19 protein-coding genes are annotated in these 20830 nt (G+C 56.2%); 11 read left to right on the top strand and 8 right to left on the bottom strand.

What is annotated here, in order from left to right; translation table 11 throughout:
• Nucleotides 1-21: 21 nt before the first annotated feature.
• Together GP473_RS08340 and GP473_RS08335 are read right to left on the bottom strand one after the other, a co-directional pair.
• Nucleotides 22-852: a class I SAM-dependent methyltransferase gene (locus GP473_RS08340; protein WP_185770412.1), complete on the bottom strand. Its 831-nt coding sequence runs from the start codon at nt 850-852 to the stop codon at nt 22-24.
• Nucleotides 853-1350 carry a DUF2505 domain-containing protein gene (locus GP473_RS08335; RefSeq protein ID WP_185770411.1) on the bottom strand — a complete coding sequence of 166 codons (498 nt, stop codon included), beginning with the start codon at nt 1348-1350 and terminating at the stop codon, nt 853-855. It lies immediately after the preceding gene.
• A gap of 62 nt (nt 1351-1412) precedes the next feature.
• Between GP473_RS08335 and GP473_RS08330 the strand changes: the two genes are divergently transcribed.
• Nucleotides 1413-2744 carry a UDP-N-acetylmuramate dehydrogenase gene (locus tag GP473_RS08330; protein WP_246394765.1) on the top strand — a complete coding sequence of 444 codons (1332 nt, stop codon included), beginning with the start codon at nt 1413-1415 and terminating at the stop codon, nt 2742-2744.
• Between the two features lie 72 nt (nt 2745-2816).
• Here GP473_RS08330 and GP473_RS08325 read toward each other — a convergent pair whose 3' ends face one another.
• The gene (locus tag GP473_RS08325; RefSeq protein ID WP_186277311.1) at nt 2817-4595 is read right to left on the bottom strand and encodes a long-chain-fatty-acid--CoA ligase; all 1779 of its coding nucleotides are present in this window, start codon (nt 4593-4595) and stop codon (nt 2817-2819) included.
• A 193-nt stretch (nt 4596-4788) separates the two neighbouring features.
• Here GP473_RS08325 and mshA point away from each other — a divergent pair, with 193 nt between their 5' ends.
• Together mshA and GP473_RS08315 are read left to right on the top strand one after the other, a co-directional pair.
• On the top strand, nt 4789-6048 hold the full coding sequence (mshA, locus tag GP473_RS08320) for a D-inositol-3-phosphate glycosyltransferase (protein WP_186276843.1): 1260 nt from the start codon (nt 4789-4791) through the stop codon (nt 6046-6048).
• 17 nt (nt 6049-6065) lie between these two features.
• The gene (locus GP473_RS08315) at nt 6066-6635 is read left to right on the top strand and encodes a type III secretion system chaperone family protein (RefSeq protein WP_185770409.1); all 570 of its coding nucleotides are present in this window, start codon (nt 6066-6068) and stop codon (nt 6633-6635) included.
• Here GP473_RS08315 and GP473_RS08310 read toward each other — a convergent pair.
• Nucleotides 6620-8281 (bottom strand): purine-cytosine permease family protein, encoded by a 1662-nt coding sequence (locus GP473_RS08310; protein ID WP_222104976.1) that lies wholly within the window; start codon nt 8279-8281, stop codon nt 6620-6622. The two genes, GP473_RS08315 and GP473_RS08310, sit on opposite strands and share 16 nt — an antisense overlap.
• 276 nt (nt 8282-8557) lie before the next feature.
• Entirely contained in the window at nt 8558-10096 is a 1539-nt protein-coding gene (locus tag GP473_RS08305) for a SulP family inorganic anion transporter (RefSeq protein WP_185770407.1), read from the bottom strand.
• A gap of 313 nt (nt 10097-10409) precedes the next feature.
• Between GP473_RS08305 and GP473_RS08300 the strand changes: the two genes are divergently transcribed.
• The 3 genes from GP473_RS08300 to GP473_RS08290 all read left to right on the top strand — a co-directional run bounded on the left by GP473_RS08300 (nt 10410) and on the right by GP473_RS08290 (nt 13321).
• On the top strand, nt 10410-11168 hold the full coding sequence (locus GP473_RS08300; protein ID WP_185770406.1) for a phosphoglyceromutase: 759 nt from the start codon (nt 10410-10412) through the stop codon (nt 11166-11168).
• Nucleotides 11169-11242: 74 nt separating this feature from the next.
• Nucleotides 11243-12535, top strand: a complete 1293-nt coding sequence (locus GP473_RS08295; protein WP_185770405.1) for a sensor histidine kinase — start codon at nt 11243-11245, stop codon at nt 12533-12535.
• 87 nt (nt 12536-12622) lie between these two features.
• On the top strand, nt 12623-13321 hold the full coding sequence (locus tag GP473_RS08290; RefSeq protein ID WP_185770404.1) for a response regulator transcription factor: 699 nt from the start codon (nt 12623-12625) through the stop codon (nt 13319-13321).
• 22 nt (nt 13322-13343) lie between these two features.
• Here the strand turns inward: GP473_RS08290 and GP473_RS08285 are convergent, their stop codons facing one another.
• The gene (locus tag GP473_RS08285) at nt 13344-14399 is read right to left on the bottom strand and encodes a DUF3109 family protein (protein ID WP_246394764.1); all 1056 of its coding nucleotides are present in this window, start codon (nt 14397-14399) and stop codon (nt 13344-13346) included.
• 32 nt (nt 14400-14431) lie between these two features.
• Here GP473_RS08285 and GP473_RS08280 point away from each other — a divergent pair, with 32 nt between their 5' ends.
• The 3 genes from GP473_RS08280 (at nt 14432) to proC (ending at nt 17867) form a co-directional block, all read left to right on the top strand.
• Nucleotides 14432-15364 (top strand): Ppx/GppA family phosphatase, encoded by a 933-nt coding sequence (locus GP473_RS08280; RefSeq protein WP_185770402.1) that lies wholly within the window; start codon nt 14432-14434, stop codon nt 15362-15364.
• Between the two features lie 127 nt (nt 15365-15491).
• On the top strand, nt 15492-16826 hold the full coding sequence (locus GP473_RS08275; protein WP_186276841.1) for a hypothetical protein: 1335 nt from the start codon (nt 15492-15494) through the stop codon (nt 16824-16826).
• Between the two features lie 213 nt (nt 16827-17039).
• Nucleotides 17040-17867 carry a pyrroline-5-carboxylate reductase gene (proC, locus tag GP473_RS08270; RefSeq protein WP_186276840.1) on the top strand — a complete coding sequence of 276 codons (828 nt, stop codon included), beginning with the start codon at nt 17040-17042 and terminating at the stop codon, nt 17865-17867.
• A 57-nt stretch (nt 17868-17924) separates the two neighbouring features.
• Here proC and GP473_RS08265 read toward each other — a convergent pair whose 3' ends face one another.
• On the bottom strand, nt 17925-18494 hold the full coding sequence (locus GP473_RS08265; protein WP_185770399.1) for a hypothetical protein: 570 nt from the start codon (nt 18492-18494) through the stop codon (nt 17925-17927).
• 301 nt (nt 18495-18795) lie between these two features.
• On the opposite strand from GP473_RS08265, the gene GP473_RS08260 reads away from it, so the two are divergent.
• Nucleotides 18796-18999, top strand: a complete 204-nt coding sequence (locus GP473_RS08260) for a helix-turn-helix domain-containing protein (protein ID WP_185770398.1) — start codon at nt 18796-18798, stop codon at nt 18997-18999.
• Between the two features lie 248 nt (nt 19000-19247).
• Nucleotides 19248-19349 (top strand): 30S ribosomal protein bS22, encoded by a 102-nt coding sequence (locus tag GP473_RS08255; RefSeq protein WP_003855542.1) that lies wholly within the window; start codon nt 19248-19250, stop codon nt 19347-19349.
• 123 nt (nt 19350-19472) lie between these two features.
• Here GP473_RS08255 and GP473_RS08250 read toward each other — a convergent pair whose 3' ends face one another.
• Complete coding sequence (locus GP473_RS08250) at nt 19473-20777, bottom strand: HAD-IB family hydrolase (RefSeq protein WP_343061418.1); 1305 nt, start codon at nt 20775-20777, stop codon at nt 19473-19475.
• Nucleotides 20778-20830: the final 53 nt, after the last annotated feature.

Below are 20830 nucleotides of genomic sequence, written 5' to 3'. Positions count from 1 at the left end.
TCACTACCTTGCGCAGAATTTCTAGTGATCGTCCGATACCGCACTCCACGGCACGGTGAGAGTGTTGTCCGATAATCTGCGTCTCGGGGTGAGCCGCGGCAGTTGCGTCGCCTGATGAAAATGATTGAGCGCTTCCCTCCACCGTACCCGGGGACCGAACACAGCCAGGGGAGCTGCCTGGTTCCACGCCGCATCCATTTCCTGCAGCACGTCATACACCGCATGTCCAGGACTGTTGTGGTGTATCAACGCTTTGGGTAGGCGCTCTGCGATGTCACTGGGTTTTTCTACATCGCCGGGATGCCAGGACATCGTGAGAGTCTGGGGGCCGTGTTTGTCTAGGAGCACCCATGCGGCGCGGCGGCCTACCTCGCAACACGTGCCTTCAATGATCACGCCGCCATCGTGAAGCCCCGTTTGCATTCTCTCCCATGCGTCGCGAACCTGATCCACATCGTATTGACGCAGCACATTGAACGCCCGCACCACATCGGCTCGCATGCCAGCCAGCTCGAAGCCTCCTAGGGCGAAGTTCACACCATCACGCGGAGGCAACACACGGGACGGCTCGATTTCCAGGCCGGTGACCTCCACATCCGGGGCGAGAACACGCAAGAAACGTGCCCACTCCACAGTAGTAGTGTGGGAGGCTCCGTAGCCCACGTCGATAGCCACGGGTCTGCGTCCGGAAAGTTGCACATCGCGCATGTGCGTCTGCACGCGATGCTGGGCGACCAACCACCGATCTGATTTACGCAGGCGGTTGTGACCCGTGGTTCCCCGAGTGGGTACACCAACGGGCCCGTCCGTGGTCCACGAACGAGCCCGCAGGTTATGCGCGTGATCAGCCAATTACTGGTTGTCGGAGATGAACTTCTCGATCAGGGTGGCCTCGCGGTTGAGGAAGTCATCAACCCACTCAGCGACTTTAGGTTCCAGCACCGCACCCATCATCGGAATGGCAACCTCAACAGAGATATCAGCGAAAAGTTCGGTGGTATCACCGTTGCCAGTGAGCTTGGCGTCAGCGTTGAAGCGCACCGGAGCGCCCTTCACTTCTGCAGAAACAGTTCCGGTGGATACATCGCCAGCCAGTGGGCCGAACTCAACGACGCGCTTGAGCTTCAGGTCCTGGGACACCATGCCACGCACTGCTTCTGGCAAGGCGGCCTTAGGCAGCAGTTCGTAAAGAACGGCCTTAATTGGGTCGGCAGCGAACTCGTTGACTTCGCCGGGTTCGTCGTTGATCTCTGCTGCCTCGTACTCCCAATAAGCCTTGTTGGATAGGGTTTCGTAAACCTTTTCGATTGGGAAGTTAATTGTTGCAGTGTTCTCGCTGTGAGTAGTCATGTGAACAGACTACCGTTAGTAGCGTGAACGTATCGGGAAGTAACACTCAAAGTTTGTCTGCGTTGCTGAATTTGATCCGCCGGCCCGGCTTCATTCCTGGGGCACGGGTGGTTCGCCGCACCTTCGCTGATCTGACCACTTTACGCATCGGTGGACAACCTGCTGCTGTGGTGGCCTGCTCTCGCCCTACCTCGCTGGCTGCCGTTGTATCTCTCTTCGACGCCGCCCAGCAGCCCCTCGTGGTGCTTGGCGGAGGATCGAACCTGGTCATTGGTGATGGAGATGATGTCAATAATCTGGTTGCCGTCTGGGCTACGGATGCCTCCCAAAAGGATCTCATCGCGGCTGCTGACGTCGGTGCTGTGGGTGTGCATTCCGCGGATAATGATTCTACGGGTGATATCGCCATAGATGAACAATCCGGTATCGTGCGCGCGTATGCAGGAGTGAACTTCGACCGCTTAGTGGCGAAGACCGTCGCCGCCGGCTTGTCTGGTCTGGAATGCTTGTCCGGTATCCCGGGATCCGTTGGGGCAACCCCGGTTCAAAACGTGGGCGCCTATGGGGCAGAGATTTCGCAGGTGCTATCCCGAGTGCAGCTCTATGATCGCGGGGCTGCTGGTGAATATCAGGCCGGTAAGGCGCATGAATTGACGTCCGAGGAAAAGAAACTCGAGGCGGTGCGGCCGGATCCATTCCTGCATTGGGTGAGCCCAGATGAACTGGAACTGAGCTACCGGCATTCGAATCTGAAACATTCTCAGCGTGCCGTAGTGACGGCTGTGGAATTCCAGCTCGGTACAGATGGGATGAGCAGGCCTGTGCGCTTTGGTGAATTGGCACGCGCACTTGGGGTGGATGAAGCTGATGCCACGGCGGGAAACAGCGCGGCGCGACGCCCGATCGCCGAGGTGCGCGAGGCTGTGTTAGCACTGCGCACGGCTAAGGGAATGGTATTGGATCCCGAGGATCATGACACATGGTCGGCGGGCTCCTTCTTTACCAACCCGATTGTGCAAGGAACGGACGCCCGTGATGCGGTAATCGCAGCGGTTCGCCAGACATGTGGCGATGCCGTAGCGGACTCCATGCCCATTTATTCCGCAGGGCGCAGCGGCGCAGCAGAGGATAGACAAGCGGATGATAGTGCAGAGCGCTTCAAATTTTCTGCCGCGTGGCTCATCGAGCGAGCCGGGTTTAACAAAGGTTGGCACGTCGAGGGTAACAGTGCCGCTGCGTTATCTAGCAAACACACTTTGGCGCTGACTAATCGCGGTCAAGCCACCAGCGAAGACATTATCGAGCTAGCCCGTGCGGTGCGCAATGGTGTGCGCGATGCGTTCGGGGTGGTACTGACTCCCGAGCCTGTGTGGATCGGTGCTTCCCTCGACTAGCGCAGGTGTGTATGACTAAGCGCAGGTGTGCCTGACCAAGGGACCTTGGGAGGGGTAAGGATTGGGGGCGGTCTAACCGTCATCCACCATGGAGACGACCAGGTCCTTGACTTCGCGGCGTCGGATTTTGCCGATCATATCGGCAGGTAACTCGTCGACGACAACGAACCTGCGCGGTACCTTGTAACGGGTCATATGTTCACGGCACCACTCTTGAACAGCGCCGTCGTCGAAATCGGAAGCTGAGACTCCGGGCGCAAGAACGACAGCCGCGACCACTTCTTCCGACCCATCCTGTTGCTCTAGGCCAACTACGCCCGCTTTCTCGATCTGATGGTGTTCGGTGAGAATCTCTTCTACCTCCGCTGGATAGACGTTGAATCCTCCGGTGATGATCATTTCCTTAATGCGGGAGACGATCTTGATGAAACCGTCCGGTTCCATGACCGCCATGTCTCCGGTACAGAACCAACCGTCATGGAAAGGCTGTTGATCATCGTCTACATTGATGTAGCCGCTAAACACTTGTGGCCCGCGTACTAAGAGTTCACCAGCCTCTCCGTCCGGCATCGTACGAGACAAGTCCTCGGGATCCGCGACGCGTAACTCAGTGTCAGGAAAAGGGATGCCAATATAGCCAGCGCGACGATCTGGGGAGATCGGATTAGCCACGATGATAGGAGCAGTCTCGGTCAATCCGTAACCTTCGACGATCTTGCCACCGGTCTTCGCCTCCCATTTCTCAGTGGTATGGACTGGCAGGGGAGCAGCGCCCGAAAGAGCATTATGAATACCGGAGAGATCGATGTTTTCAGTTTCCGCTGCCTCGAGGATTTTGTCGTACAGTGTTGGCACTCCCGGCATATAGGTCGGTAATTCCTTTTTCAATTTCTCCACAATGAGTGGTAGTTCCGGTTTGGGAAGAAGGGAGAGCTTGCCGCCGGTTGCCACACCGAGTGCTGTCGTAAGTGTTAGGCCGTACACATGGAACATCGGCAGCGCTGCTAAATACCTTTCCTGACCTCCCTTACCTAAATCTTTCACCCACGCCAATCCCTGAGTGACGTTGGCCATGATATTGCCGTGAGTTAGTTGCGCTCCTTTCGGCTTGCCAGTCGTGCCAGAGGTGAAAAGAATCAACGCTGGATCCGAGGCGCATAAATCTTCAGGGGTCTCGATGTCGGAACCATCGCCGCCGAATGTGGAGCTCAACAACTGTGTGAAAGGAATTGTTCCTGGGGCATCGCCATGGAGCAGTGCGCGCTTTTCTTTGAGCGGCTTGAAGGGCAGTTTTAATGCCAAGCGCTTAATGAGCGGCATGGCCTCAATCATGTTGACTGACACAATGGTTTTGAGTTGGGTTGTGTGAGTAAGCTTCTGCACCACCTCAAAAATGTTGTCCCATGCGATAACGATTTCCGCGCCGTGATCCTTAAAGGGGCCTTCCAGCTCTCTTGCGGTGTATAGCGGATTATGCTCCACAACGACGCCGCCTAGGCGAAGGACAGCGAAGTAGGCGATGATGTGCTGTGGGCAGTTCGGCATGATCATTGCTACGCGGGAGCCACGTTCTACACCGAGTTTGCGCAAGCCAGCAGCGACGCTCTGAACTTGTTTGCCAAATTTCTCATAGGTGGTGGTTGCGCCGAAGAATTCGAGTATGTCGTTGCCATGGTTGGCGTGGATTGCTCGGTCCAGCATTGCGGACATATTGTCTTCAGGCTTGTATTCCAAGGAGTGGGGAGTCCACTCCGTGTAGTACTTGAGATACGGCTTTTCTTTCCAGGCCGTTCCTTCAGGTGTGTGTTCGTTGCCGGTGGCGGACGTGTGTGGATTATCAACGTTCGTCATCGTCTGGGTCTCGCGTCTTTCTGTATAGAAGGTGTGAGGTAGCCGAAGCGTGGTGTTCGACATGTTCATCCAAGACTAACGCCAAAAAAATATCTGTACTACAAAACTAATGATTTACTTTATTACAGCTTGATAACTGCGGGTCCTCAACACGTCCTGTGTCCTATCTGTGGTGTTACTAGAATGGTTTGTCATGCGCGTTGCAGTGATTTCTATGCACACATCCCCGTTGGAGCAGCCGGGCACGGGGGATGCGGGAGGCATGAATGTCTATATAAAAAATACGGCTCTGGAGCTCGCTAAGCTCGGTGTGGAAATTGATATTTTTACTCGCGCGACTCGTCCTCTTCAGGGAGAGATTGTGCATGTAGCGCCGAATCTACGGGTCATTAATTGTGTCGCCGGGCCGTATGAGGGGTTAGCGAAGGAGGAGCTACCCACCCAATTAGCGGCTTTTGCCGGCAGCGTGTTGGCGTTTACTCGGGAGCAGAATGCGTCCTATGACCTCATTCACTCCCATTACTGGCTTTCGGGTCAAGTGGGGTGGTTGTTGCGCGACTTGTGGCAACTGCCATGGGTGCATACTGCTCACACGTTGGCTGCGGTCAAGAATAATTTGCTGGCTATTGGGGATTCCCCGGAGCCGGAGAGTCGACGTATTTGTGAGCAGCAGATCGTGGATAATGCAGACCTGCTCATCGTGAATACTGCGGCCGAGGTTCAAGACTTGGTTGAAGGCTACGATGCGAATAATTGCCGTATTGAGGTTGTCACCCCTGGTGCGGATATCCGACGCTTCACTTCTGGGTCAGATCGTGCTACGGAACGGGTTCGTCGCGAATTAGGTATTCCATTCCGCGCGAAGGTCATTGGGTTCGTTGGTCGGCTTCAGCGACTTAAGGGGCCGGACGTCTTGTTACGAGCTGTGAGTGTTGTGGCTCGACGCCACCCTGAACTCCTCTTATCAGTGGTTATCTGTGGCGGGCCATCAGGCTCGGGCAAGAACAGTTTGGAGCAGTTGCAGGACTTGGCGAAAGATCTTGGGATTTCTCACATGGTGCGATTTCTCGATCCGCGTCCGGCCGAGGAACTGGTTTTGGTGTATCAAGCAGCGGATATTATTGCGGTTCCGAGCCATAATGAGAGCTTTGGTTTGGTGGCTGTAGAAGCACAAGCTTGTGGTACTCCGGTGATTGCTACCAACGTTGGAGGTTTGGCTCTGGCCGTGGACGAGGGGAAGTCCGGTCTTCTGGTGGACGGACATGATCCTGAAGATTGGGCAGATGCCGTAGCTCAGCTGGCACTGGACGATGACATGCGTATCGCCATGGGGGAGTATGCACCGAGCTATGCGGCCAATTTTTCCTGGGAGAGCTCCGCGATACAGCTCAAGGACCTATATGAGGGTCTACCGGTAAACGGCCATGGAGATGAACGCCGACCTGCTGGATAACGTGTAGGTTGAAGATCATGGATCGTGCTGGAATTCGCAAGCTGTTAGAGGAGGCCGAAGTTGACTATGTTGAGGCCGGTAATAATGTGGTCGTGGTGCTTCCTGGGGAGAAGAAACTCAAAACCAATTGTCTGCTGATTCCACAGGATGGGATGTTCCGCATTGAGGCCTTTGTAGCTCGACATGTGGAAGAAGCACATGAGGACGTATATAAGCTGCTCCTCAATGAGAACCGACGGACGTTTGGTGTGCATTACACACTGGATGCCAACAACGACATTTACTTGGTGGGACAGCTACCCGACTCCACAACAGCTGATGATCTGCAACGCGTGCTGGGCAACATCCTGGAACGTGCGGACAATGACTTTAACCGTATTTTGGAACGGGGGTTCGCGTCGTCGATCCGACATGAATGGGCATGGCGGTTGTCTCGGGGTGAGCCAACCATGAACCTCAAGGCGTTTACCCATTTGAAGCCATCGGAGGCGGAGATTGCTACTCTGGCGCCACCTCCAGGATCTCACCTCGCGGAAGACGTGCATCAGCCTGAACCAGCTAATCAAAAGGCTCAGGAGCGCGAATAGGGTTCTTTATCGCTAGGCAGGACGTGTTCCCCGGACCTATCGAGTGTCAAGGCGAGGGAGGAGACGTACTGAGTTTCTCCGTCCGGGCCGGGTTTTGCGGAGGCGATCATGTCGGGGCGCTCGACCTCTTCGCCAGAGACTGCGCAGATGAGGGTCTCGTGGTTTGGATTGCCGTGCTCATCGTACATGGGAATGTCGATACCATCGTGGCTGCGACGAAGGTAGTATTCACCCTTTGTAGCGATAGCCATAAGGGGTGTGACGATAACCGCGATCGCTGCCGCGAACAGGGGGCTAAACGGGGCGATAGCATCTCCACAGACACCGAAGAATATGGCCACAGAAATGGTCCCGGAGGCCAGCACAGAGACCACCCCTACGGGATTAACGTTGTGGAGCATACCGCGGCGGAACTCAGGAGCCATAGGTGATAACTTCAGTAAGTACTTGTTGAACACAATGTCCGCGGCCACGGTAAAAATCCAGGCGATGGCGAAGTTGGAGTAGAAGGACAAAACAAAGCCCAGCACTTGGAACATGTTGAATTCCATGAGCGCCAGCGAGATACCGACATTCACGACCACAAACACCACGCGCCCTGGGTATTTTTTCATGGTGCGAGAGTAGATGTTGGTCCATGCGAGGGAGCCACAGTAGGCATTGGTCACGTTGATCTTGATCTGGGAGACGACAATCAAAAAGACGGCGAGGGCAAGCGCTAACCACCCTGGCATCATCTCGGAGTAGAGGGAGAGAAATTGGTTGACTGGTTCGATGGCGAGCGAGGTGGATTGGTTCAGGGTAGCGATGATGTAGACGGCTAGGAAGACACCGATGATCTGTTTGATCGCGCCAAGAATGACCCACCCGGGGCCGCCCATGATGACAGCTGTCCACCAAGCTCGAGAGTTTTCGGGAGTCTTGGGTGGCATAAAGCGCAAGTAATCGATGTTTTCCGCAATCTGGGCTGTCAAGGATAGGCACACTCCGGCGGCGAGCACCATCGCAGCAAAGGATACTGGTGAATGGTTTTCCCCGGTGTAAGAGAGGAAAGTGTTGACGGATTGTGGCTCTTTGATGACAAGATATGCCATAGGAAGAATCATCATCACGAGCCACAGGGGGTTAGTCCAGGACTGGAGCTTGGCGAGAAACTTCATGCCATAGATCACCAGAGGGATGATCATGAGGGAGCTGACCAGGTAACCGGCCCACAGGGGTAGGCCAAAGCCGGCTTTTAAACCTTGCGCCATGATGGCGCCTTCTGTTGCAAAGAGAATAAACGTGAAGGATACGAAGATGAGGTTGGTGAGGATGGAACCCATGTATCCAAGGCCCGAGCCGCGGCTGATGAGATCCATATCAACGTTGTAGCGTGCGGCGTAATAAGCCAAGGGGAAAGAGCTGATGAAAATCAATACAGCGGCGATAAGGATTCCGCCGATGGCATTAATAGTGCCGTGTTGGACGCCGATGGTGGCTCCGATGGAAAAATCGGCGAGATAGGCAATGCCTCCCAGCGCGGATCCAGCAACGACAGCCGGAGTCCATTTGCGATAATGGCGCGGGGCGAAACGGAGGGAAAAATCTTCTGCGCCTTTCGATGCTCCGCTGTGCGATGCATTCGTATTGCGTGGCGCGTCCATTCTGCGTGATGTATCTGAGGGTGTTGTTGCAGTGGAGGCTGTATTTGTCGGCGGATTAGTTTGCGTTGTCATGGATCCACAATCTATGAGACCCATGTTTCATCATTCGGACGTTTTTATGTCCAGCGCATGAAATGAATAAGTGAATAATTCTCAGAGGTTACTTAGTGAGGTTAGGGATCCATTCTCAGATCCACTGCACGTGACGGAGTTTGCACAGAAAAAGACATTCACCCTAACCGTGAGGGGGCAGATTTGAGGCCAACTAGACGGACACTAGTCACTAGGGAAGTGCCCGTGGAGACGGTCAAACCTCTGTTTGCTGCGGCCCTCCACGCCGCTGATAGTCACGGTCTTGTTGCGGTCTGCATACTTCTGTGTGATGGCATCCAGCGTGGCGACAGTGGAAGCATCCCAGATTTCGGCGTCGGAAAGGTCGATGATGATGTTTTCGGGATCTGTCGAATAGTCAAAGGCATAGACCAAATCATTGGAAGAGGCGAAAAAGAGTTGGCCTGAGACTCGATATTTCTTCGTGTGTCGCCGCTCACTCTCCGGCAACTCGGACGCCGAAACATCTTCTACATACACAAGATGGGATACGCGCCGGGCGAACACGACCATGGCGCTCAGTACTCCTATGGTCACGCCTATGGCCAGGTTATGAGTGAATAGGGTGCCGGCAATAGTTATGAACATCACGAGGTTCTCACTCAGAGGCATGCGCTTGAGAGTGGAAGGCGAAACGGAATGCCAATCGAAGGAATTCACGGCCACCATGATCATTACGGCAGTGAGAGCAGCCATGGGGATGAGACCGACGATGTCTCCGAGACTCACCACGAGAATCAATAAGAATACACCCGCAAGCAACGTGGATAGACGGGTCCGGGCACCGGACTCGCGAGTGTTGATGAGAGTCTGCCCGATCATCGCGCAACCTCCCATCCCGCCGAACAACGCCGTGACGATGTTCGCACAGCCCTGCCCCCATCCCTCGTGCGTCTTGTCGGAGTGAACATCAGTGATGTCATCGACCAACTTCGCGGTGAGCAGAGATTCCATGAGCCCCACCAAGGCCACCGCTAGCGCGTAGGGAGCGATGATCTGCAGAGTGTGTACAGTCAACGGAACATCCGGGAGCATTGGTGAGGGTAGGGCATCGGGCAACTTCCCCTGGTCTGCAACATTCGGAATATCCCAGTGCATGAGGATAACCACCGGGGTCAGCACAGCGATGGCGATGAGCGGAGAGGGAATAACGCTGGTCAGACGAGGAAAATAAATGACGATGAGGATGCCGACTGCTACCAGCGGATAGACCAGCCAAGGAACACCAATGAGATGGGGGATCTGCCCACTGAAGACGATGATGGCAAGAGAGTTAATAAACCCCACCATCACTGACCGGGGGATGAAACGCATCAATTTAGCCACACCAGCTAGGGCAAGCAGGATCTGGAACACGCCGGCAAGCAAAATACAGGAGATGAGATAGTCGGTTCCGTAACTGGCTACCAATGGGGCGATAACCACGGCCACAGCGCCCGTTGCCGCCGAGATCATCGCCGGGCGCCCACCCGTGAACGCGATCGTGATAGCCATCGTCACTGAGGCGAATAAACCCATGCGCGGATCCACACCGGCGAGTACAGAGAAGCTGATCGCTTCCGGGATAAGTGCCAACGCCACGACGAGACCACCCAGCACCTCGGTGCGCAGGCGCGCCGGTGAGGACAACGCATAACGGAAACTGGCCCACACACGCGTCGGTGCGCGTTGGTTTTCACGTGCCGGGTTTTGGGCATATGACATGCGATTGGAGGCTTTCTAGTTGCTGGGTTGGTCGAAGGCTGGGGCTGGCTGTTTGGTTGCTAGATTCATTGGAGACTGGGGCTGGCTGGTTGCTGGGTTGGTCGAAGGCTGGGGCTGGCTGTCAGGTTGCTGGGTTGGTCGGAGAGTGGAGCTGGTTGTGGTGGGGTGATGCTGGAGGTTGACCGGTGGGGTGGGCGACCTCGTGGCGTCGGGAAAAAGAAACAACAAAAATCTCACCACAAACCGGGGGAATCCCCACGCTCGGCCGCGAATTGACGGCCTCAAACACCCCCGAACGTGGCACACTAGAGGTATGAGTGACAATGCACATGGAACCCTGATCCTGCTACGCCACGGCCAGTCCGAGTGGAATGCATCGAACCAGTTCACCGGCTGGGTCGATGTTCGCTTGACGGAGAAAGGCCGCGAAGAAGCCAAGCGCGGCGGCCAGATGCTCAAGGAAGCAGGGCTGAAGCCCACCATTCTCTACACCTCTTTGCTGCGCCGCGCCATCACCACCGCAAATATTGCGTTGGATGAGGCTGACCTTCACTGGATTCCGGTGATCCGCAACTGGCGCCTGAACGAACGACACTATGGTGCGCTTCAGGGGTTGAACAAGGCAGAGACCAAGGAGAAGTACGGCGAAGAACAATTCATGTCATGGCGCCGTTCTTATGACACCCCGCCACCAGCTATCGACGTGGATAACGAATACGCGCAGACCAACGAGGCGCGTTACGCTGACCTGGACGAAATCCCACGTACGGAATGCTTGCTGGACGTGGTGAAGCGCTTCATCCCTTACTACGAGGAAGAGATTGCCCCACGTGTCGCGCGAGGTGAGACCGTTCTCGTTGCCGCCCACGGTAATTCCCTGCGCGCTCTGGTGAAGTACCTGGACAACATCTCTGATGAGGACATTGCGGCTTTGAACATTCCCACCGGTATTCCACTGGTCTACAAGATCGATGCCAACGGAACAGTTATGAACCCCGGTGGTGAATACCTAGACCCAGAGGCAGCAGCAGCTGGCGCCGCTGCCGTCGCCGCGCAGGGTGAGGCGAAGTAACATCCCTCGTTGTGGCGGCGAGCTGCATTTTTCAACACGGTGGTAGGGCACTTTTCCTGCTACCGTGTTTCTTTATGAGTGATCTGCTGCTAGGGCTGGTGATCGGCCTTGTTCTGGGAATGGTGCTGGGTGCCGTGGCTGTGCAGATCTACCGCCTACGCGTAAAAAAACTGCGCAACGCGCGCACGCGCGCGGAGCTGAAGGGCAACCGGGTATCCACCGTTGCTCAAATGCTGCATTTCGCTATCCAATCCGCTCCATCGGCTGTGGTGGTTGTGGATAAGCGACGCAACGTCGTCCTCTCCAATACTCGCGCCCATGAGCTGTCTCTTGTCCATGAGCGCAGCGTTAACCGCGAAGTGTGGGAGGCCGTGGAGAAAGTCTTTGCCGACCAGGAGCCTCGGGAAGTGGCTTTCACTCCTCCGCCTCGACGGGGAAACCGTCCAGTGATCGCCGTGGCTGGCTTGGCGCAGTTGCTGAGCCTGCAAGATGACCGTTATGCCGTGGTGTACGCGACGGACGACTCTGAACACATCCGCATGGAATCTGCACGCCGGGATTTTGTGGCGAACGTTTCCCACGAGCTGAAGACTCCAGTGGGTGCGATTTCTCTACTAACGGAGACACTCATATCGGAGAAGGAAGACCCGGAGTCCGTTGAGTATTTCGGCACGAAGCTGATTAACGAAAGTCGGCGTATGAGCCAGATGATCTCCGAACTCATCGCACTGTCCAAGCTTCAGGGAGCCGAATCTTTACCCGATCCTGAGGTGCTGAGCCTCGATGACATCGTGGAAGAGGCTTTTGACCGTTGCCGTCTCTCCGCAGAGGCAGCGGATATTGAGTTGGTGAAGGACTCCGGGGTGGAGGCTCTTGTCCACGGCGATAAGGCACTGCTGGTGACCTCCGTGACCAACCTCGTGACCAATGCCATCAACTATTCTCCGGCAGGAACCTCCGTGTCCATCTCGCGTGAAATGACCGAGAACCAAGCTATTGTGCGCGTGACTGACCGTGGTATCGGAATTGCTCCCGAGGACCAAAAGCGCCTGTTTGAACGCTTCTTCCGGGTAGATAAAGCTCGCTCACGCAACACCGGCGGAACAGGCTTGGGGTTGGCTATCGTGAAACATGTGATGGCGAATCACGGCGGTAGTGTATCCGTGTGGTCGCGGGTGGGAACGGGTTCCACATTTACTCTAGAATTGCCGCGCTACAAGGGCGAGGGCAATGCGCTCCCGGAGGGGGAACAACCGGTGGTGCCCAGCCAGTGTGCACTGTCCGGTGGGGAAGAGGAGCAGGATGGTGTTCGCGAACATCGGGTGAACCGTGTAAGAAGGCGCACCGAACAAGGGGGAAAAGAATAGGGTGATTCCGGTTGCGGGCTTGCACTGTGCCCCTGACAATAGGGTGAAACAAATCATTGACCTGTAGCTGAAAGGTGCAGATCTGCCGTGACTAGTGTGTTGATCGTTGAGGATGAGGAGTCCTTGGCGGAGCCGTTGGCTTTTCTTCTGAAAAAAGAGGGCTTTGAGGTCTTCTTGGCAGAGGATGGGCAAAGCGCTCTGGATACTTTCGCCGCCGAGCAGATTGACATTGTTCTGCTAGACCTCATGCTGCCTGGTATGCCGGGTACCGAAGTGTGCCGTCAGCTGCGCCAGATCTCCTCAGTGCCCGTCATCATGGTGACCGCACGCGATAGTGAAATTGACAAGGTCGTGGGGCTCGAGTTGGGAGCGGATGACTATGTAACGAAGCCTTATTTCGCACGGGAGCTGATCGCCCGGATCCGCGCTGTGTTGCGCAGGGGTGGGGATAATACTCCGCAGAACGAGTCTGAAGCCGATGACGGTGTGGTGTTGCGTGAGGATCGCGTCATGATGGATGTGGAGCGCCACATCGTCACCGTCGACGGTGAACCGGTACCCATGCCGTTGAAGGAGTTTGATTTGCTGGAGTACCTCATGCGCAACGCCGGCCGTGTGTTGACACGTGGCCAGCTTATAGACCGCGTGTGGGGTGCCGACTACGTAGGTGACACGAAAACTCTCGACGTGCACATTAAGCGCTTGCGGTCGAAAATCGAGCGTAACCCTTCCCGTCCGGAGGTTCTCGTCACCGTTCGCGGTCTGGGTTATAAGTTCGAGTCTTAGTTAGTGCGAAGGGGAGGGGGTACTAGATCCCTCGTTTGCGAGCCTCGGCGGTGGCGGGGTGGATGGCCAGCAGTGGAAATCCGCTGGGGGCCACCGCGGCGAGTTTTTCACGCTCAGCGCAGTGCTGAGCCAGCACTTCATAGGCTTGTGGGCCGATGAGTTCGACCAGTTCGTCTTTGTGGGTGCGCCAGATGGCCTCTTCCCCGGCGTGACATGCGGGGTCGGTGGTACAGTACCAGTCGAAATCTTCGCCGCCGTTGCCCCATCCACGACGGTCGTATTCGGTGATGGTGGTGCGTAATTGCTCCACCCCGTCGGGGCGAGTTTCCCATGATTCGAGGCGCCGTAGTGGCAATTGCCAACACACCTCAGGCTTGGCGATAGTCAGATCCACATCGTTTTTGATAGCCCACGCGTGGAGCGCACACCCCGCGCCTGCCGGAAAACCGTGGCGATTAGCAAAAATGCACGCACCATTGACCGTCAGGGTTTTCAGCGCGGGTTCTAGATCGCCGTCATCGTTTTCTAATTCATCCCATTCCAGCCATGGTTCAAGCGAGCCGATCGTCTCTCCGTATCCGTGGTCCGCGTGATCCTCGTCTTCCGCTTGCTTTTCTGGTTGTTGTATCTGTGTTTTCTGGGGCCCCGTATTCTCTGTCTTCTGTGGTTCCGTCTTCTTCCTTTCTATTTCCGACGCCACCTGTGCTGCCTTCCAGGCCTCCACCTGTTCTGAGGGTCGTAGTTGCCAATCGCTATCCGTGAGGTTCTGGGCAATCTCCGCGAGGGCTTCACGGTCGTCGGCGTCTGTGAGAAATGCCCCGTGTACGCAACAGCCGACATCAGGGTTGGTGGCGTCGATCCCTGCGCAGGCCGTTGTGCCGAAACGACAGCGGTAAGTGGACAGCAACCATGTGAGGTCGGCCTGGATGATGTGCTCGGAGTCTGCGGGATCCAAGAACTCGAACCATTCGCGTGCATAGTCGGCTGGTAGCTCGCGGCCTGATTTGATGGACAGATCGGCGGCAGTGTCTGCCGGATAGCCGGTGGCGATCTGAGATTCCTTGGACGTTTTACTCACAGCACTCACGGTAGACCCGTTAGGCTTGGAGTGTGCGATTAGGTGTCCTAGACGTAGGAAGTAACACAGTTCATCTGGTGGTCGTCGATGCCCAACGGGGCGGACCACCCACACCGATGAGTAACTGGAAGACCCCGATGCGATTGGTGGAATACCTCGATAAGAAGGGCGCCATCAACCAGAAGGGGCAAGACAAACTCTTCACCGGAGTAGCTCTGGCCAAGGAGATGTCCGAGCAGTTCCGTTGTGACCAGATGCTTCCCTTTGCTACCTCGGCAATTCGCTCCGCCACTAACTCCGAACAGGTGTTGGATGAGCTGGAGGAAGAGACGGGCGTACGCCTGCAGATCCTCTCTGGGGAGGAAGAGGCGCGCCTTACCTTTTTAGCTGTTCGCCGTTGGTATGGGTGGTCCGCAGGCCGTATCTGTGACCTGGACATCGGTGGCGGATCCCTGGAAATGTCTATCGGTACCAACGAGAATCCGGATGTCGCCTGTTCGGTGAACCTCGGTGCCGCACGTTTGACCAAGGAATGGTTTGATACGGATCCGCCGAATAAGAAAGACATCGGGCGGTTGCGGGAGTACATCGATGAGACCTTGAGGGATCCAGTGGAAAGCTTGTTGGATTCCGGTCCGATTGATCTGGCAGTGGGGACATCGAAGACGTTTCGGATGCTAGCTCGTCTCACGGGCGCGGCGCCCAGCTCCGCGGGGCCACGCGTGAAGAGAACGTTGACGCAACCTGGTTTGCGCCAGCTCATCAGCTTCATTTCTCGCATGACCAGTGCAGACCGAGCCGAGCTGGAGGGTGTGAGTGCAGATCGCTCGCATCAGATCGTGGCGGGTGCCCTCGTTGCTGAAGCGGCGATGCGCAAATTAGGAATCGAAAAGCTGCATATGTGCCCGTGGGCGCTGCGCGAAGGCGTGATTTTCCAGCAGACTGATTTGGTTCACTTGCGCTAAAGTGGCCGCTAAAGTGACGATGAGGCACGTCGAAGTGTGCGAACTTTAAGCCTGACTGTAAGGTTAAGGTTTTAGTAATAGGTCAATTGCGTTCAACAATCGCGTTCAACTCTGATGGGAACGAAGGATGAGTGAGAAGCTGACAGTAGCTGAGCTGCTGGCTCGTAACGGTCGCAGCACTTCTGACGGCTCAGGCAATCGCCCGCGGCGTCGACGTCGCAGTCTGGAAGAAGGTGGCCTGTCCGTCGCCGAGCTAACTGGAAACATCCCGGTTGTCACCCGCGAAGACATCGAACAGCACAAGGCCAAAAAAGCTCACGCTGAACGAGCTGGAGATACGTCTGCGAAAGCCACGGAGAAGTCAGACCACAAGCAGGCTTCGGAGAAGGTGTCCGCGGGTCAGAAAGCGGAGCCACGCGCTTCCCAACGTAGCGAGGTGCGCACTGCTCAGCGCCCCGAGGCGCCAAAGCCTCAGCGCAGCTCCTCGGCGCCGCGTCGCGCGGCCACTATCACGGCGGCTTCTCAGCCATCTGCGTCTAAGTCTGAGAAGCCGGGTGAGAAGACTGGAGTGATGAACGTCGTTCCAGAAGTAGCTACTGCGAAGAAGCCAGCGAGCAAGGGGGAGCAGAAGAGAGTCAAGCAGCGGCCAAAGAAGGAAAAGACGTTTGGCGATGTCGTTAACAAGCTAAAGGGTTCTCACAAGAGTGTTGATAGCGCCGAGAAGGCGTCTCCGGCTGGTAAGAAGCTATCCCCTACGAAGGTGGGGGCTGCGTCGCGGGTGACGAAACCTATTGATGCCACTCTGATTCCAGATGCGAAGGCCGAGTCGGATCGGAAGATTCTCGCGGAAAAGAAGGCTGCAGAGAAAAAGGCTGCGGAAAAGAAGGCTGCAGAGAAAAAGGCTGCAGAAAAGAAGGCCGTAGAGAAAAAGGCCGCTGAGAAAAAAGCTGAAGAGAAGAAATCCTCGGAACGCCACGCACCTAAACGCACGGATGAGGCTACGCAGACCACCAAGAAGGCCGAGCGTGCCGCACACGCTCGCACCTCCCAAGCTCCGGGAGCTTCTGAGAAGACCGCAGAGACGCAAAAGAAACCAGCAGCAGAACAGAAGCGCCCAGCGGGAGTGGATGACGGTGACAAGCCGAAGGAATTTGCTGAGCTGGAAGCAAGCCTGGCGGACAACGAGGTGATTGACTACGAGGATGACACCATCTCCATGCCGATGATGCTGTTGCAAGCGTTCCTCGCGGTTGTGACAGGCATTGGTTTGTTCTTCATCTTCAGCCTCTTGTGGGCTAATTTGCCGTCCGTGCTGGTGCTTGTATTGGCTCTGGTGACAACGCTGGTGCTTGTGGGCGTGGTGCATGTCCTCCTGCGCCACAAGGACAAACTCTTGATGGTGTTGGCGTTCATCGTGGGATTGCTATTAACCATCGGGCCGCGATTTGTGATGGGAATCTAGCCGCGTAGATACGCGTAGAGAGCGCTCATACCTAGAAGGAAACCCGGGCGAGCAGCCCGGGTTTTGCATTCTCCTCACCTGTGCAGATAGTACAGCGGTACCTATGCGGGCAATAGGATGGTACGGCGATTCTTTTGGAGCGTGGTGGTGCGCTGTCCGTTTGGGGGAGATATGCGGTGGCATGCGTGAGGAAAGGCTGGCACAGTGGAATTCATGACTCGAATTGGAATTATTGGCGGTGGAAATATCGGAGAAGCGCTGTTGTCTGGAATTATCGGCAACGGCACTGATTCGAAAAATGTGATCGTATCGGACCCCGCAGCTGCGCGTTTGGAGCAGTTGAAGGAGAAATACGGGCTGATCACCACTGAAGATAGCCAGGAAGCAGCTGACGGCGCCGATTTTCTGTTCATCTGCGTGAAGCCGGATATCGTTCCAGTTGTTCTGGAGTCCGTGGCAGAAACCGTAGAGAAGAATGACAACGAAACGGTGATTGTCTCTGTGGCAGCAGGGGTGACCATTAACTCCATAGAGACCTTGCTTCCGGCTGGGACCCCAGTTGTTCGGGTGATGCCCAACACTCCAATGCTCGTAGGAAAGGGTGCGTCTGCTCTGGCTGGTGGCCGTTTTGCGGATGAGGGGCATGTGGAGGCTGTTCAGGAGATCATGTCAGCCACCGGCACCGTGGTGAAGGTCAAAGAGAAGGATATCGACGCAGTAACTGCCGTCTCTGGGTCTGGTCCAGCCTATTTCTTCATGGTGACGGAAGCCATGATTGATGCGGGGGTGAACCTGGGTCTCCCACGTCCCCTTGCTCAGGAACTTGCGATAGCCACTGCCGACGGTGCCGCACAGATGATGGCCCAGGGGCAGTCTCAAGAGGGCGGCGATGATCCTGTCACGCTGCGCACTAAGGTATCTTCCCCCGGCGGCACTACCTCGGCTGCCACGCGAGTACTGGATGAGGAGGGGCTGCGTCGAGCTTTCTATAAGGCCATGGAAGCGTGTAAGAACCGCTCTGTGGAACTCGGGGAAAGCTAGGGCTTGCGCAAAAACACTGGGATAGGGGTTCTGAGCGGCTCTCAGCGCGTGGGGGGGTTAGCGCCTCAGGTGGTTGAGGAAATTCGTGCCTTCGAAATAGGCGGAAATGCTTTTGTTGTTCTTCTGTTCGCAGCCTAAGCCGTGGCGAGGAGCTCCAATTTCGCAGTAGAGGTTGTAGGTCTTACCGGTCTTGGGGCTTGTGGCGGAGATATCCGCATGCTGATATTGAGGCGCTTCCGGGCCTGGATCTATGGGGTAATACGTGGCGTTGATGGCTACGTCGTAAATCGCGGCCGCAAATTCGCACGAAGTGGCGTCCCCAGCTTTGATGACATCGCCGTGAACAGTTGTGCCACACACTCCTCCAACCTGGCCGGCATTAATCTGATGACCTTCCGCTGGAGTGGCAGCTGATTGCTGAGGGGCGGCGTTGGTTTCTGGGGCTGAACCTGCCGGTGTAGGTTGCGGGGCATGATTCTGGCTCGGGCTGGGTTGTGTCTCGCTAGGTACCGCCGTGGCACTATCGGCGGCGGGGGAGGCATTGACATCTCCTGAAGGATCGTTTGCGCACCCGGCGAGGAGAGTGAGTGATACGGGGATGGCGAGGAGCTGAAGTGAACGGCGCATGACTCTACCCTAGCTGGGAGCAACACTTGAGTAACACTCTCTGGGTCAGACTCTAAAGTTCTACTTTTACCCCCGTGGCACCACTGGTTCACACTGGTAACAATTGCCACGTCAGAGCTATCTGACCTCAAAAAGTGCCTGGAGACACGCGGGTTTACTGCTAATAACTACCGCTGTAAATTCCCCCTCGTTACACATTTGTCTCAAGGATCACGTTAAGATAGTCCGCAGCGATTCCCGTGTGAAGTCTTGCAGGAGGGGAAGCCTGCAGCGCATGAGAGCGCCAAGAAAGTGATGAGCAATGCCTAACAACGAAAACGGAATTTACCTGACCGTCGCAGAGGTTGCAGAGCTGATGCGCGTATCGAAGATGACCGTGTACCGCCTCGTGCACGCCGGGGATCTTCCCGCAGTTCAGGTAGGCCGCTCCTTCCGCGTACATGAGAAGGCTGTCGAAGAATATCTCGGCTCCAGCGTGTACCAGGGTGGAACTCAGGCTGGCTAAAATCACAGCCTTCTCGGTCGCTTCACACGCGCCGACCCCTTTCAGAGCCTCTCCGTGAGGACGGCAGAAGAAAGGGGGCTTTTTGTTTCCGTGAGAGGTTAACCGCTAAACTGTTGCCCATTCGTGTCGGTACGCCCCCGGCACAGTTTCCGCCCGCCTCAGCAGATACGGCCCAGCAAGTCCGTATAGCTACGGACAGGCGGGCTGCAAACTGAACAGATCGACCAGATAGAAGTGAGGTTCCCGTCATGGGTTCTGTGATCAAGAAGCGCCGCAAGCGCATGTCCAAGAAGAAGCACCGCAAGATGCTGCGCCGTACGCGTGTTCAGCGCCGGAAGTTGGGCAAGTAAGCCGAACCCGTCCGCGGGGACGCCGTTCGCGCTTGCGAATATAGCCTTTCTGCTCCGCCCCACAGCCACACCGGCTGGGGCGGAGTTTTGCATTTCACTGTGAGCAGAGCCCTCACCCCTGTACTAACGGCGCTTGATCCAACGGCCGCTGACCCGCACAGCGTAGCGTGCAGGACGCTTCACCCCCCATGCGGCGCCTCGCCCGACCCCGCGGATCACACGCATTGTGCGGCGATAGTCGCGGATCTCCCAACCGTTTTTCTTCGCGACCTTGCGCAAGCGAGAATCCGGATTGACCGCAACAGCAGTGCCCACCATGGACAGCATTGGCACATCGTTGATCGAATCGGAATAGGCAGTGCAGCGTCTCAAATCCAGATTTTCATAGGAGCTTAGCGCCACCACCGCATGTTTCTTACCCGGCCCGTGGAGCATATCGCCCACCATTCGGCCTGTGAACACATCGTTCTTTACCTCCGCAACCGTTCCCAAGGCACCCGTGAAACCCAATTCACGAGCAATGATCTGCGCCAACTGCACCGGAGCGGCCGTCACCAGCCACACCTGATGCCCGGACTTCAGATGCCTATCCGCCAGTTCCTTCGTCCCGGGGAAAATACGATCAGAGATGCTTCTCGCCCAAATATCCTCAGCCAATTCGGTCAGTTCAGAGGCTCGGTGTCCCTTCACCAACGCCAGGGCTTGATCGCGCCCCTCATCGATATCACCCTGGTTTTCCCCGCCCAGCCGGAACTTCAGTTGTTTCCAGGCAAAATCAGTGATCTCCCTGAGAGTGAAAAATCTACGCCTCACCAGACCGCGCGCCAGCAACAAAATGGAGGCCCCCTTGATCAGGGTGTTGTCCACGTCAAAGAATGCAGCAGCCCCCACTTCCTGTGGGATGGCTGGATCCGGGGGATTGAGTTTGTTCGCTCCGCCGGCAGCAGCCGCAGCACCACGGATGTTTCGCAAACCTTCACGCAAATGCTCATCATCGACGTTGAGAGATGCAGCCAACTCATCAATGGCTTCCGAATCATGAGGTGCATCCGGGTCTAACGTCTCCCAAGGAGAGTCTTCAACCGCAGGAGAGATGACCGCTGGGGCGGACGTGGCGTCGGAGGAAAGAGAGGACGTGGTGCCGGGGGAAGGAGCGGACGTGGCGTCGGAGGAAAGAGAGGACGTGGTGCCGGACTGAGGAGAAGGGGAGGAAAGGCTACCCAGAGCCTCCTTAACCGACGCCTCACCGGCCTCTCTCTGAGCAGTCTCGCCACGGGTAGGGAACACAAAACGAGAAAGAAAATTACGAGCGGCGCTACGGGCCGTTAATAATGCACCGGACAACGAGCTATCAACGGCATCGACCATAGGGGGGACGTCGGGAATGCGAGGGTCATTCTGGCGGGAATCCTCGGGCTGCTTTCTCACGCTTACCAAGCTACTCGGTCGGCGGAGAAAGTGAGGATACTCCATGACCATTA

This window comes from Corynebacterium anserum (assembly GCF_014262665.1).
GTDB lineage: Bacteria > Actinomycetota > Actinomycetes > Mycobacteriales > Mycobacteriaceae > Corynebacterium > Corynebacterium anserum.
Note: the sequence above shows the minus strand (reverse complement) of the source record. Positions and strands in the feature narration are given on the sequence as shown.